A 14,170-nucleotide genomic window follows, 5' to 3' on the forward strand; every position below is an offset into this window, starting at 1 on the left:
CAATTCAACGACCCGCGAGGTCCAGCCATGAACTTCCGTACCATCCTGAAAATCATCTTTCCCCTGCTTATCCTGGTCGTGGCCATGTTTGTCGCTGCCAGGCTCATTACCGACCGTCCTCAGCCGGAACCCGTGGCCCGCGAGGTGCCGGCCGTGCTGGTGGAGACCATGACCGCGATCCGCGAGGACAAGACCGTCATCGTCCGGGCAACGGGCACGGTGCAGGCTGCCCGGGAGGCCACCATTGTGCCCCAGGTCGCCGGTCGGGTGGTCTGGGTAGCCGAGGAATTCACGGCCGGAGGTTTTTTTAGTCAGGATGATCTGATGCTGACCCTGGAGGAAGACGACTATCGTCTGGTCCTGGAGCGCTCCGAAGCCGACGTGGTCCGAGCCGAGGTCGAGCTGACCAAGGTCGAGGGCGCGGGCCGGGTGGCCAGGCAGGAATGGGAGCGTTTCGGACCGGATCTGGGTGATGGCGCTCCCCCGCCCGGCCAAGAACCCAATCCTCTGGTGCTCTATGAACCCCAGCTTCGCCAGGCGCAGGCCGCGGTCCGGGCCGCCCGCGCCGCCCGGGATCAGGCCAGGCTGAACCTCGACCGGACCAAAATCTCTGCGCCGTTCAACTGCCGCATCCGTTCGGAAAACGCTGCCTTGGGGCAATTCGTGCCTTCCGGCTCACCCGTTGCCGTGGTCGCGGACACGGACAGCGCCGAGATCCGCCTGCCCGTGCGGGTCGAAGACCTGGACTGGCTGCGGGTTCCCGGCGCCAGAGCCGTGATCCGAATGCCGGACCGGCCTGAGCAGGTCTGGCATGGTCAAGTAGTCCGCTCCCTGGGCGAGGTGGATCCGCATACGAGAATGGCCACCCTGGTGATCTCCGTAGCCGATCCGTACGGCCTGGAACGCACCGAGGATCTTCTTGTGTCCGAAAACGCGCCTCAGTCCCATCTGACTCCGGGCCTTTTCGTGGAGGTGGATCTGGAAGGCGTCGAGCTTCCCGGCGTGGTGGTCATCCCCCGACGGGCCCTGCGGGAACAGTCCACGATCTGGCTGGCTGAAAACGGCGCCCTGCGCATCCGCTCAGTCTCGGTGATCAGGGCCCAGGGCGAGGAACTCTTCGTGCTGGCCGGAGTCGAGCCGGGCCAGAGAATCATACTGACTTCACTCACCGGCGTGGGCGAGGGCATGGCCGTACGCACCACGGACGAGCCCCGTCAATGAACGCCATGATCCGCTGGATGGCCCATCACGGGGTGGCCGCAAATCTGCTGATGCTCTTATTCATGGTCGGCGGACTGGTGGTCGGCCTGAACATCAAGCAGGAAGTTTTTCCGGAGATCGCTCTGGACAAGATCCAGGTCAGCGTGACCTATCCCGGCGCCGCGCCCGAGGAGGTGGAGGAAGGCGTGCTCCTGATCATCGAGGAGAACGTCAGCGGTCTGGAAGGCATCAAGAAAATGACCTCCCAGGCTGTGGAAGGCCGGGGCGTGGTCACGGTGGAACTGCTTCCCGGAGTCGATCCGGACGTGGCTCTTCAGGACGTCAAGGCCGAGGTGGACCGCATCGATACTCTGCCCGAGGAGGCGGAAAAGCCGGTCATCACCAAGATGGTCAATCGAGTGGAGGTTATCTCCCTGGTGGTCTACGGCCAGACCTCCGAACGCAGCCTGCGCGAAACCGCGGAAATGGTTCGCGACGAACTCCTGGCTACGCCCCGGATCACCCAGGCCGAGCTCGGCGGGGTGCGACCCTATGAAATCGCCATCGAAATCACCGAGGAGAACCTGCGCCGTTTCGGCCTGACGTTGGAAAGCGTGGCCCAGCGGGTGCGCCATGCGGCCCTGGATCTACCCGGCGGGGAAATCCGCACTCAGGGCGGGGAGATCCTGCTGCGTCTCAAAGAGCGCCGCTACCACGGCCGCGACTTCGAGGACATCGTCATCCTGCGCACTCCGGAAGGAGCCCAGGTTCGCCTGAGCGACGTAGCCTCGATCCGCGACGGATTCGAGCAGACCGATGAATTCGCCTTGTTCGACGGTCTGCCCGCGGCCATGGTCACCATTTACCGGGTGGGCGACCAGAAGCCCGGGGAGATCGCCCGGGCCGTCCTGGACTATGTGGCCGCCAAGGGACCGGCCCTGCCCCCGACCATTCATCTGGCCACCTGGAACGACACCTCGGAACTGCTCCAGAGCCGGATCGACCTGCTCCTGAAAAACGCCCTGCTCGGCCTGACCCTGGTCTTCCTGGGGCTGAGCCTGTTTCTGGCCATGCGTCTGGCGCTGCTGGTGATGCTATGCATCCCCGTGGCTTTTTTGGGTGCCTTGTTCCTCATGCCCGGCCTGGGCGTGACCATCAACATGATCTCGCTCTTCGCCTTCATCCTGGCTCTGGGCATCGTGGTGGACAATGCCATCGTTGTCGGCGAGAACGCCTTCGGCCACCGCTCGCGCGGTCTGCACCCGGACCAGGCCGCGGTTCTGGGCGCCTCGGAAGTGGCCGGCCCGATCATCTTCTCCGCCCTGACCACGGTGGCCGCGTTCCTGCCCTTGCTCTTCGTGGCCGGCACCATGGGCAAGTTCATCGGCGCCATCCCCCTGGTGGTCATCCCGGTGCTGACCATCTCGCTGATCCAGTCACTGTTCATCCTGCCCGCGCATCTGCGCAAGGGTCTGGCCCGGCAGCGAAAGCGGGAATACTTCCTCAAGCGGTTGCAGAACCGTGTCGGCGCCGGCCTGGAGCGCTTCGTGGCCGGCCCCTATGCCCGGCTGCTGGGAGTGGCCCTGGAATACCGCTACGCCACCGTGGCCCTGGCCCTGGCCGCCCTGATCCTCAGCGTCGGCCTGGTGGGCGGGGGCAAGGTCATGTTCCGGTTCATGCCCGAAGTGGAAGCCGATGTGATCACCGCCACCCTGCAAATGCCCCACGGCACTCCGGTGGAGCAGACCGCCCTGGTGGTGGAGCATCTGGTGCGCCAGGCCGGCGTGGCAGTGGCTGAATTCGATCGAAACCTGCTCCCTGATCACCCCACGGGCGGGACGGTGATGCGTCATATCTACGCCCTGGTGGGCGCGCATCAGATTCCGGGCGGCGGTCCACAAGGCGCAAGCAGAATCAGCGGCGGGCATCTGGCTAACGTGGCCCTGCAACTCCAGCCGGGAGAGGAGCGTGACGTCTCCTCGGATGTAGTGGCCCGGCGGTGGCGGGAGCTGACCGGCGAGGTGGCCGGGGTGGAGTCCCTGACCTTCAAGGCCGACCTGATGCGCTTCGGTGCGAACATCGACGTGCAGCTCTCCCACGCCGACTTCGACGTGCTCATCCCGGCTGCGGAGCGGCTGAAGGCGGCCCTGGCTGATTACTCTGGAGTCAGCGATATCGCGGACAATCATGCCGCGGGCAAGGAGGAGATCACCATCCGGCTCCGGCCCGAAGCTGCCACCCTGGGACTGACCGAGGAGGAGCTGGGACGGCGCGTACGCGCCGCGTTCCACGGGGCCGAGGCCCTGCGCCTGCAGCGCGGGCGCAACGAGGTCAAGGTGATGGTCCGCTATCCGGAAAATCGGCGCGCATCCCTGGCGGACCTGGACGAACTGCGCGTGCGCGCTCCGGGAGGGGTGGAACTGCCCCTGGCTATGGCCGCCCACCTGCAGCAGGATCGTGGGTACAGCGCCATCAACCGCACGGACCGCAAGCGGGTGATCAACGTCACGGCCACGGTGGACGCCCGCGCCGGCAACGTCCAGGACATTCTCCAGGAGCTGCGCCGGACCGTGCTCGCGGACCTGACCGCGGATCATCCCGGCCTGGGCTTCGACCTGGAAGGCGAAGAGCGCGAACGCCGGGAATCCTTCGGCAGCATGGGCCAGGGCTTTCTGATGGCCCTGTTTATGATCTACGCCCTGCTGGCCATTCCCTTCCGCAGCTATGCCCAGCCTCTGATCGTCATGGCCGCGATTCCCTTCGGCATCGTCGGGGCGATCTGGGGACACATGATCATGGGCATCAACCTGAGCATGCTCAGTATTTTCGGCATCGTGGCCCTGTCCGGAGTGGTGGTGAACAGTTCCCTGCTGCTCATCGACTTCATCAATTCCGGCCGCCGCGACGGCATGACCGTGCGCGATGCGGTCATGGCCTCGGGCCAGCGTCGCTTCCGGCCCATCATCTTGACCTCGCTGACCACCTTCTTCGGCCTGATGCCCATGATCCTGGAACGCAGCGTCCAAGCCCAGTTCCTGATCCCCATGGCCGTCAGTCTGGGATTCGGCGTCCTCTTCGCCACAGGCATCACCCTGCTGCTCATCCCGGCCCTGTACATGGTCCTGGAGGATTGGCGCGGTTTAATGGGGCTAAGAGACGAGACCGCTTAAAGTCATCGGTGACGCCGCCCACAGCTTCGGTAACCACGCAAATTGCTCGATGAAGACATTGGATCTTTATCTGCCTTTATGACATGCTTTTACATACCCTGCATACAGAGCCGAAAATTTACAGGAGAATCATCATCTGATTATGCTTTTCACCAAACTTGCAGCATCTCCTCTCCAAGTACTGCTGATCTGAGCTTGCGACTTCGCAATCCTTGCCAGCTACTGCCTCGAACCATGAGAAGACGAAGATGTCCATGAATCACTCCCTCCATGCCGGCAGACTGACCGCCACCTCGCGCTTCGCGGTTATTGCCGGGAAACTCATCAAGTATGGCTTCGGCAGCTTATTGGCCCAGCTCGGGGTAAGCCGCTTTCCCTGGAATTGCCGCCGGGCCTGCACTCTTTCCAAGGACATGACGCCCTCGGCTCGATTGCGGCGGGTGATCGAGGAACTGGGGCCGGCTCCGGTGAAGATCGGGCAGCTATTGTCCATGCGCCCGGATCTGATTCCCCTCGAATTGTGCGACGAACTCAAAGGATTGCAGGAGGATGTCCGGCGCGAGCGGTTCGAAGACGTCCGCGCGGTTGTTGAAGAAGCCTATGGCACTGCCCTGGAAAACCTGTTTATCGAGTTCGAGGCGGAACCCGTGGCCGCGGCGTCCTTGTCCCAGGTCCACCGGGCACGACGCAAGGACACCGGCGCTTTGGTGGCGGTCAAGGTGCAGCGGCCGGGAATCCGCAAAATTCTGGCCGCGGACCTGGAGATCATGGCCTTCCTGGCCGGACTGGCCAACGAACGGATAATCTCCCTACGTACGGCGCGGTTGCCCGACATTGTCGCGGAAGTCCACAAGTCCATCCTGCGGGAGTTGGACTTCACCAATGAGGCCCGGAGTATGCTGCTCTTCAACCAAATTTTTGCGGAAGAGCCCCGGGTTTTCGCGCCCGATGTGCACCCGGATCTGGCCCGGGAGAGCGTTTTGGTGATGAGCTTTGTCCAGGGCCGCCGCCTGGACATGTTCCACGGCGATCCGGAAACACGCAGGGACTTGGCCCTGCTCGGTCTAAACGCCACGGTGCGCCAGATGCTCGAGTACGGCTTTTTCCATGCCGACCCGCACCTGGGCAACCTGAAAATCGTGGATGAGGACAAGATCTGCTTTTTCGACTTCGGCATGTGCGGCCGCCTGACGCCGGACATGCGCTCGGCCCTGGTGGACTACATCGTGGCCCTGGCCAAGAATGACCCGACCAGGGTGGCCCAAGTGGCCATGGACATGGCGGTCAGCGTGCCTCCGTTGATGGACGAGCAACGGTTCGAGGCCGATGTCATGTTCATCCTGGAAGGCATGCATGTCCCCCTGGGCGAGGTCAATCTGGGCCGCTTTCTGCTGGACTTGACCAATCTATGCCGCGATTACGGAATATTCCTTCGCTCGGACTACATCCTGATGGCCCGAGCCCTGCTTTCCATCGAGGCTGCCGGGCGTGTGGTCGACCCTGATTTTGATTCCCTGGAAGCCCTGCGCCCCGTGGCCGCGCGCTACTCGCTGCGACGAATGGTTCCAGGCCTGTCCGACAAGACCCTGCTCGACAACCTGGAGCAGCGGATGGATGAGCTGGTCAATCTGCCCAGACGGATCACCAAGCTGCTGGATACGGCCGTGGCCGGCAAGCTGTCCGTGGAACTGCACCAGAGCGATTTCGGCCATTTTCCCGACCAGCTCCGCCTGATCGGCAACCGTCTCGGCGGTGCCCTGATCACGGCGGCATTGATCATCGGCTCGACCCTAGTCTATATTTCAGATGTTGGACCGCACTGGAACGGCGTGCCTGCCCTGGGCGTGGCCGGATTCAGCGTGTCCGGCCTGCTGGGGGTTTTTCTGGCCTGGAAGATGTTCCGCGGAACCTGATGATTATGTTTCAACCGCTCCTGGACGAGCGCTTTTGGGAGAAATGAATGTCGGACCTTTTTCAGAAAGGATTCCAGACCGGATTGGGTGCGGGATTGCTGCTCTCCCAGGGGCTTGCGGACAAGGCGAACGAGATCCTGAAGACGCTGCAGGTCGGCCCGGAAACCATGCGCTCCCCCCTGGACAAGTTCGCTGCCGGAATATCCGAGGAACTGGCCAGTCTGAACATACGTGGTGAGGAGGAAACCGCACGGATTCTCGCGGACCTCGGCTTGGCCCGAAAACGGGATCTGGACATCCTGCAAGCCCGGATTGAGTTGCTGGAACAGGCTGTTGCCGAACTGCGGAGTAGTCCATGAGCCGGATTCTGGTTACCGGAGCCACGGGCTTCATCGGCCTGGAATTGGCCCGACAGCTGGCGGCCCGGAACATGGTCCCGAGGCTTCTGGTCCGCCGGCCGTCCAGGGCCGCGCTGCTCAAGGGCCTGGACGTAAAGATCATCCCGGGCGATCTGGAAGATGTTCAGAGTCTGCAACGGGCCGTTCAGGGCGTGGATACCGTGATCCATCTGGGCGGCAGAGCCCTGTTCGAACGCTACGAGCTGGTCCGGCCGACGTTGGTGGGCGGTTCGGCAGAGCTGCTGCGCGTGGCCGCGGCTGCCGGGGTCCGGTCCTTCGTTTTCGCTTCCAGTCTGCTGGTCTACAAGAGCCATGAAGGTTTCATTGACGCCGATACCCCTCTGACCCCCACCCTCGGCTATGGCCGGGCCAAGGTCGAAGCGGAACAGGTGCTGACCAGAATGGCCGGGGAAGCCGGGATGCGCTTGGCCATCATCCGCCTTCCACACATCTACGGGGCCACGTCCCTGATGTTCGACCACATCCGGCGCGGCTGGGTGATCCAGCCCGGCCCGGGCGACAATGTCTTTTCCCACATGCATGTCCATGACGCGGCCCGAATCCTGCGCGCCGCGGCCCTCTCCGACTGGAGCGGCGCCACTCCGGTGGGCGACAACCAGCCCATGAGCTGGGCCGCGTTCATGACCCAGGCCAAAGAACTGTACCCCCACTTCCGTCACCTGAAGGTTCCGGTGTGGCTGGCCATGACGGGGTGCACCGTGCTGGAAACCTGGTACCGCCTGCTGCGCCGCCCGGCCCTGCTGACCACGGACGCCGTACGCGGGTTCAATCTGCGGGTGGCCGTCCGCCCGAACCTGCTCTTCCCGGAGCTGGGTCTGGAACTCCGCTACCCGACCGTGCTCGATGGCATGGCCGAGATATTCTGCGAAAACGTCCCCTTTTCCTGGCTGCCTTCGGTCCGCGACCGCTGCGCCTGCTACCTGGACAAAGGGGCCTGCCCTTTGCCGGACGCCTGATCCTAAACCGGTACGTTCATGACTTCACCGCTATGGTGTCAAGTCTTTACGATTTCATAAAAAAGGTTCTCTGACCTTTCTATTTTTACCGCTCAGCGACGAACATGTGCTTTTCTGAACATGGGTGGACAGATTCCGCAAATCCCTCCGACCCGGATTTCGGGTCGGCTTTCACCTTAAAGGAGCTGCCCATGACCAACGATCGTTCGCCGGCCACTTTGGACCACAAGAAATTTCAAGATTTGATTGTCCGCAAGTGGAAAGTCTCACTCACCCTCGCCGCGATCCTGCTGATCGCGTATTACGGATTCATTCTCGTTCTCGCTTTTGCCAGTGACCTGCTGGCCGTAAAGGTCGGGGAGCATATGACCCTGGGAATTCCCGTCGGCATCCTGCTGATTGTCCTGGCCTGGGTCCTGACCGGGGTCTACGTCTTCTGGGCCAACTCATCCTATGACAAGTCCGTTCAGGATGTGCTCAAAAGCATGAGGAGGCAGTAGCATGGACCCAGTCGTCACTTCCATAGGCCAGCCCAATGCCACGTCCATCATGTTTTTTCTTGTCTTCATCTGCGCCACCCTCCTGGTCACCTATTACGCGGCGAAAAAAAGCCAGTCCGCATCCCAGTTCTATGCCGCCGGCAGAAGCGTGACCGGCATGCAGAACGGCCTGGCCCTGGCCGGCGACTACATGAGCGCGGCCTCTTTTCTGGGCATTGCCGGATTGGTATCCCTGCGGGGATACGACGGCCTGATCTACTCCATCGGTTTTCTGGTGGGATGGCCGATCATTATGTTCCTCATCGCCGAACCCCTGCGTAATCTCGGAAAATACACTTTCGTTGACGTGGTGGCCTATCGTCTTTCGCAGAAACCGATCCGCATCGCTGCGTCCATCGGTTCGTTGATGACCGTGTGCTTCTATCTTATCGCCCAGATGGTCGGCTCCGGTTCGCTGATCACGATGATCTTCGGGATGCCGTATGAAATCGCCGTGGTCATCGTCGGTGCGGTCATGATGATGTACGTACTCTTCGGGGGCATGCTGGCCACGACCTGGGTCCAGATCATCAAGGCGGTCCTGCTTCTTGGCGGGGCGACGATAATGGTCTTCTTCGTCATGCTGCAATTCGACTTCAGCTATGGAGAACTGTTCAGGCAGGCGGCCATCACCTACGGAGGTCAAGTTCTGGAACCCGGCGGATTGGTCTCCAACCCCTGGGACGCCATTTCCCTGGGCATGGCCCTGATGTTCGGCACGGCAGGACTTCCGCATATCCTGATGCGCTTCTACACCGTGCCCGACGCCAAGGAAGCCCGCAAATCCGTATTCTACGCCACGGGTTTCATCGGCTACTTCTATATCCTGACCTTCACCATCGGCTTCGGCGCCATGGTCATCGTCGGGCAGGACGTCATTGCCGCCATGGATTCCGGAGGCAATATGGCCGCGCTGCTCCTGGCCGAAGCCACCGGGGGGACGGTCTTCCTCGGATTCATCGCAGCCGTGGCCTTTGCCACCATTCTGGCCGTGGTGGCCGGGCTGACCCTCTCCGGAGCCAGCACCCTGTCCCACGACCTCTTTGTCAGCGTTTTCCGCTCCGGCAAGTCTTCCGAGGAGGAAGAGGTCAAAGTGGCCCGCATGGCCACCCTGGCTCTGGGCGTCGTGGCCATTGCCCTTGGACTGGCCTTCAAGGGGCAGAACGTGGCCTTCATGGTCGGCCTGGCCTTCGCCATCGCTGCCAGCGCCAACTTTCCGGCCCTGATCATGTCCATTCTGTGGCGAAATTTCTCGACCTTCGGCGCGGTCCTGAGCATTGCCACGGGAACAACCCTGGCCGTGGGCCTGATCATCATCAGCCCCACGGTCTGGGTTGACATCCTCCATAACCCCATGGCTATCTTTCCGTTGCGAAACCCGGCCATCATCTCCATGACCGGTGCATTCGTCATGGGATACGTGGGGTCGAAACTCAGGCCGGATGCCGAGGCCTCACGCAAGTACGAGGATCAGAAGATCAGGAACTACCTGGGCGTCGGAGCTGAATGAACCGCGAACTCATTGCCTTTCTTTCTAAAATCCACCCTTTTACCGACCTCCTCCAGGAAGAACTGGAGGAGGTCGGACTTGATGCACGGCTGGAGCCCGCTCCGGCCGGAGCAGTCCTGGTTCCGGACCGGGAAGACGAACGGTCGCTGTACGTCGTCCGGGATGGAACACTGCGGGTCATGGTGGACAACGAGATCATCGACACCCTGATCCGGGGTGATTTCTTCGGCCATGTCCAAAACTATTTTCCCTCCCCAAGCGGAGAATCCGTCACCGCCGTCCAGGACAGTTTGCTTGTAGTCCTACCCGCTTCCGCTTTTCAGCTTCTGCGGCGCCGCCAAAGCATCGACCGACATCTTCGCCGCAAGGCCAAAATTTTCCGAAAGAAAATCGTCGATATCCGAGACCGACGCGATGTTTCCCGTATCGATCCCTACCTGCGCCTGTCCCTGCGGGATGTGACCATCAAAAAGCCGGTCTATGTCCCCGCCGAGGCCACCGTGTCCCAGGCGGCCAAGCTTATGCAGCGCGAAAATGTCACGACCTGCCTGGTTGGACAGGAGCAGAACGTGCTGGGCATCGTAACGGAACACGACATCCTGAAAAAGATCGTAGCCCAAGACATACATCCCGACACCGCCGCCATCCGGTCCATTATGTCCAGCCCGGTGATCACCATCAAACCGGACGGCTTGTTGTTCGAGGCTTTTTCCAGAATGGTCCGGTCGGGCATCCGCAGACTGGTCGTCCGGGATGGCCAAACGAAAATTTTCGGCATCATCGAGGATCGAGACCTGCTCTCCGTGAAAGGGGAAAACCCCGTCTATCTGGCCGGGGAAATCAGACGGGCTGAAAACCTGACGGCCCTGACCAAGGTTTTTGATCAAGTCCAGAAAATGGTCGCCCGCTCCGTGGTCGAGGGAATCGGAATCCTGCAGATCGGTCGCTTGACCAGCGACATGCGAGACCAGATCCTCGATAAGGTTCATGACCTGGTCCTGGCCGAAATGGATCATCCGCCTCCCGCATCCTTCTGTCTGGCGGCCCTGGGCAGCGAAGGCCGCCGGGAACAGTATCTGGCCACGGATCAGGACAACGCCCTGATCCATTCCGCAACGCACGCGGAACATGCCCGGCGCTTCTTCGAAATATTTGCCGACAAATTCATCCGGGCCCTGCTTGATCTCGGCATCCCTCCCTGCCCGCACCAGGTCATGATCACCAATCCGGATTGGCGGATGAGCATCGACGAGTGGCTGGATACGGTGGATGCATTGACTCGTGGAACGGATCGCAACACCATTCTCAAAACGTCACTGCTGTCGGACATGCGCCCCGTGGCCGGCGATGCCCAACTGGCCGGCCATCTGAAGTCCTATCTGTTCAGGCGCATCGCCCAAAGCCCCTTCATCCTGAAATACATGGCCAATGAAGCCGTGCGGTTCAAGCCTCCCGTGAGCTTTTTCAACAAGTTCATCCTGGAAAAACGCGGAAACCACAAAGGCGCTGTGGACATTAAAAAGGGGGGAGTCTTTCCCATTACCCAGGGCGTCCGGACCCTGGCCGTGGAACATGGTGTTCTGGAAACGTCCACCGAGGAACGAATCAGGCTTCTGCATGACAGGGGCGTTTTTTCGGCCGGCCTGAGCGCCGGCATTCAGGAAGCCTATGCATCCTTCCAGACCCTGCGTGTCCGGTTCCAGACGCACCAGGTCAGATCAAACCACCAACCCGACAATTTCATCTTCCCGGACCAATTCTCGGCCATGGAACGAGACATGCTCAAGGATGCCTTCAAAATCGTTGCTGAATTCCAATCCCTGCTGTTCACCAAATACGGCCTGCACCTGCTGACATGACCCTCTTAGTCCCGAATTCGCCGCTTCGCCGCCTGCGCAAATGGCTTGACCGGTTCCCCGCACCCGAGGGCGGCCTCTTTCTTGTGGGAGGAGGCGTTCGGGATCTGGTTCTGGGCAGGCCGATCAGGGACCTGGATCTGGTCTGCCGAGGAGCCGCGAACTTCTCCGCTCGAATCGCCGCAGGACCTGGAACCCGTCTGGTCCCGCTGGGCCATGACCACGATCCTCCCAGCTATCGGGTGGTTTTCCGTGACGATCTTGCCAAAGAACTGAATATTCCCTCCAATTTCTTAGATATCACCGAGATTCACGGCCGCGACATCATCGACGATTTGCAGCGCCGCGATTTCACCGTCAATGCCATGGCCCTGGAGCTGAACAGTTTTTCCGCAACCCGTACACACCTACCGAACATGATCGATCCTCACGGCGGGCTCGCTGATCTGCGCGGGGGCCTCGTGCGCCACACCGGCCCACTAACCATTGCGCAAGACCCGGTGCGCATCCTGCGCGGTTTCCGCTTGCGCGCCCAGCTGGGATGGCGGATAGATCCCGCGACCTTCGCCGACTTTGCCGACCATGCCTCGGCCTTGTCCGCGATAGCGGCTGAACGCATCAACCTGGAACTGCGGCTGATCCTGGAATGTCCGTGCGGCGGCAACCTGCTTCCGGAACTGGACCGGGCCGGGGTGCTGCCCGTGCTCTTCCCGGAGATCGAGGCCATGCGGGGATGCAGCCAGAATCATTTCCACCATTTGGACGTTCTCGGCCATTCTCTCTTTGCGGTGGAACAGCTGGAAATTTGTCTTGCCGGTCTGGAAACGCTTTTTGGCCCGCAGCACGAGCAGGTCCGCCAAAACCTTTCAGCGTGGCGGCTGCCCTGGCTGAAACTGGCGGTATTCCTGCACGACGTGGGCAAACCCCAGTCCAGAGGTCGCAATCCGTCAACCGGCAGAACCACATTTTATGGACACGACGCCTTGGGAGCGGAGAAGGCGCATGCCATTGCGGGCAGACTGCGCCTGTCCGCGGCGGAACGCGACTACATCGCGTCTCTCATCCGCCACCACATGCACATCGGCACGCTGCTTCGCCCAGAAGCCAAGAAAAAAGCGCGCCTGCGCTGGATGCGCCGCCTGGGATCGGACCTGATCCCCGCCACTCTACTCTGCCTGGCGGACATTCGCGCCACCCTTGGCCCGGGCAGCCTGCTCCAGGATCGCCGGGATCAGGAAAAACAATCCATCAACCTGGTTAGCGAATACCTGGAAGAGGCGCAGACAACCCTGACAGCCTCCCCTCTGCTCACCGGACGCGACCTGTTGGCCCTGGGCATGATCCCGGGTCCGGCACTGGGCCGGACCCTCAAACTGCTTCAGGAAGCCCAGGATTCAGGAGAAATCACGAACCGGGAACAGGCTGTGAAGATGGCCCGGGAGTTGATACAAACGGAGTAATAATCAGTTGAAGAAGATGCCGAAGGACCATTTGATAATGCTGGAGCGGTTTCCTCTTGTAAGACGGCTCCGGAACGGATATTGCGCAGCCACCGCGACCTTTCACTCAACTTCCATATTCAAGGCCTCACAATGACGGTGCCGAACTCTCTGCATGCTGTCCTGCTGTTTTTACGCAGAAACATCATCGATGCCCTTGGCGTCTGCGCGGCACTCTTCAAGATCATGATTCCGGTGATGATCCTTATGAAAATTTTGCAGGAACTGGGGCTTGTGGCTGAACTCGGTCATTACATGGCCCCCCTGATGCAACTCTTCGGACTCCCCGGCTCCGTGGGTCTGGTCTGGGCCACGGCTTTGCTGACCAACCTTTATGCCGCCGCCATTGTCCTGATCACCCTGCTGCCGGAAACTCCCTTGACTTCCGCCCAGGTCACGGTCATTGCAACCATGATGCTCATTGCCCACGGCTTGCCGGTGGAACTGAGCATTGCCCGCCGCTCCGGGGCACGGATCCGTACGCAGTTCCTGATCCGAATGATTGCGGCCATGCTTTGCGGCTGGCTGCTGTACATGATCTATGCAGGGCTGAACTGGGGGACGGGTTTTGTCCAGCCGGCATGGATTCCCGATGCGCCCCCTTCCGGCCTCCCCGCCTGGGTGCTTCGTGAAATCCGCAATCTTGCCGGCATCGCGACCATCGTTCTGGTCATGCTCATGCTGCTGGACATCCTCAAACGTTTGGGTATCACGGACTTGATGATCCGCCTGCTCTCTCCAGTATTCAATTCCATGGGCATCGGCCGGGAAGCCGGAACCATCACTATTGTCGGCGTGACCCTGGGCTTGTCCTACGGCGGCGGATTAATTATTCATGAGGCCCGTTCCGGCCGCATTCCGGCAAAAGACGTTTTTTTGGCCCTGACCTTCATGGGCCTTTGCCATGCCCTGATCGAGGATACGCTTCTGATGCTTCTGCTGGGTGCGGATCTCGGCGGCATCCTCTTGGCAAGGATGGCTTTTTCCCTGGCCTTTCTTTGGGTGCTCTCCCGGATTGTGGCCCGCCTTTCGGAATCCACAATCAACGGCCTGCTGTTTCGCCAGGATGCGGTTCAGCGGAAACCGCCACCCTTTTTTTCCGTATAGT

General features: G+C 61.0%; 10 protein-coding genes. All 10 read left to right on the top strand.

Going from position 1 to position 14,170, the window contains the following annotated elements:
* Window positions 1–27: 27 nt before the first annotated feature.
* Window positions 28–1,221 (top strand): efflux RND transporter periplasmic adaptor subunit, encoded by a 1,194-nt coding sequence (locus tag BLP93_RS11575; RefSeq protein ID WP_092121682.1) that lies wholly within the window; start codon window positions 28–30, stop codon window positions 1,219–1,221.
* Window positions 1,218–4,370, top strand: a complete 3,153-nt coding sequence (locus BLP93_RS11580) for an efflux RND transporter permease subunit (RefSeq protein ID WP_092121685.1) — start codon at window positions 1,218–1,220, stop codon at window positions 4,368–4,370. The genes BLP93_RS11575 and BLP93_RS11580 overlap by 4 nt, the downstream gene beginning before the upstream one ends.
* 254 nt (window positions 4,371–4,624) lie before the next feature.
* Entirely contained in the window at window positions 4,625–6,283 is a 1,659-nt protein-coding gene (locus BLP93_RS11585; protein ID WP_161946306.1) for an ABC1 kinase family protein, read from the top strand.
* Between the two features lie 47 nt (window positions 6,284–6,330).
* Window positions 6,331–6,642: a hypothetical protein gene (locus BLP93_RS11590; protein WP_092121691.1), complete on the top strand. Its 312-nt coding sequence runs from the start codon at window positions 6,331–6,333 to the stop codon at window positions 6,640–6,642.
* Window positions 6,639–7,658, top strand: a complete 1,020-nt coding sequence (locus BLP93_RS11595) for an NAD-dependent epimerase/dehydratase family protein (protein WP_092121694.1) — start codon at window positions 6,639–6,641, stop codon at window positions 7,656–7,658. The genes BLP93_RS11590 and BLP93_RS11595 overlap by 4 nt, the downstream gene beginning before the upstream one ends.
* A 191-nt stretch (window positions 7,659–7,849) precedes the next feature.
* Window positions 7,850–8,158, top strand: a complete 309-nt coding sequence (locus tag BLP93_RS11600) for a DUF485 domain-containing protein (RefSeq protein ID WP_092121697.1) — start codon at window positions 7,850–7,852, stop codon at window positions 8,156–8,158.
* Between the two features lies 1 nt (window position 8,159).
* Complete coding sequence (locus tag BLP93_RS11605; RefSeq protein ID WP_092121699.1) at window positions 8,160–9,707, top strand: sodium:solute symporter family transporter; 1,548 nt, start codon at window positions 8,160–8,162, stop codon at window positions 9,705–9,707.
* Window positions 9,704–11,566, top strand: a complete 1,863-nt coding sequence (locus tag BLP93_RS11610) for a putative nucleotidyltransferase substrate binding domain-containing protein (RefSeq protein ID WP_092121702.1) — start codon at window positions 9,704–9,706, stop codon at window positions 11,564–11,566. Before BLP93_RS11605 ends, BLP93_RS11610 begins: the two co-directional genes overlap by 4 nt.
* A complete protein-coding gene (locus BLP93_RS11615; RefSeq protein ID WP_092121705.1) occupies window positions 11,563–13,023 on the top strand; it encodes a tRNA nucleotidyltransferase/poly(A) polymerase-related protein in 1,461 nt (486 codons plus the stop codon). The genes BLP93_RS11610 and BLP93_RS11615 overlap by 4 nt, the downstream gene beginning before the upstream one ends.
* 132 nt (window positions 13,024–13,155) lie before the next feature.
* Window positions 13,156–14,169, top strand: a complete 1,014-nt coding sequence (locus BLP93_RS11620) for a nucleoside recognition domain-containing protein (protein WP_139162988.1) — start codon at window positions 13,156–13,158, stop codon at window positions 14,167–14,169.
* The last annotated feature ends 1 nt before the right edge of the window (window position 14,170 follow it).

Origin of the sequence: Desulfonatronum thiosulfatophilum, from assembly GCF_900104215.1 — a bacterium.
Taxonomy (GTDB): domain Bacteria; phylum Desulfobacterota; class Desulfovibrionia; order Desulfovibrionales; family Desulfonatronaceae; genus Desulfonatronum; species Desulfonatronum thiosulfatophilum.

Bases quoted from the DNA above. Each gene is read 5' to 3' on its own strand.
- BLP93_RS11575 (WP_092121682.1), top strand. From the start codon at position 28: ATGAACTTCCGTACCATCCTGAAAATCATCTTTCCCCTGCTTATCCTG.
- BLP93_RS11580 (WP_092121685.1), top strand. From the start codon at position 1,218: ATGAACGCCATGATCCGCTGGATGGCCCATCACGGGGTGGCCGCAAAT.
- BLP93_RS11585 (WP_161946306.1), top strand. From the start codon at position 4,625: ATGAATCACTCCCTCCATGCCGGCAGACTGACCGCCACCTCGCGCTTC.
- BLP93_RS11590 (WP_092121691.1), top strand. From the start codon at position 6,331: ATGTCGGACCTTTTTCAGAAAGGATTCCAGACCGGATTGGGTGCGGGA.
- BLP93_RS11595 (WP_092121694.1), top strand. From the start codon at position 6,639: ATGAGCCGGATTCTGGTTACCGGAGCCACGGGCTTCATCGGCCTGGAA.
- BLP93_RS11600 (WP_092121697.1), top strand. From the start codon at position 7,850: ATGACCAACGATCGTTCGCCGGCCACTTTGGACCACAAGAAATTTCAA.
- BLP93_RS11605 (WP_092121699.1), top strand. From the start codon at position 8,160: ATGGACCCAGTCGTCACTTCCATAGGCCAGCCCAATGCCACGTCCATC.
- BLP93_RS11610 (WP_092121702.1), top strand. From the start codon at position 9,704: ATGAACCGCGAACTCATTGCCTTTCTTTCTAAAATCCACCCTTTTACC.
- BLP93_RS11615 (WP_092121705.1), top strand. From the start codon at position 11,563: ATGACCCTCTTAGTCCCGAATTCGCCGCTTCGCCGCCTGCGCAAATGG.
- BLP93_RS11620 (WP_139162988.1), top strand. From the start codon at position 13,156: ATGACGGTGCCGAACTCTCTGCATGCTGTCCTGCTGTTTTTACGCAGA.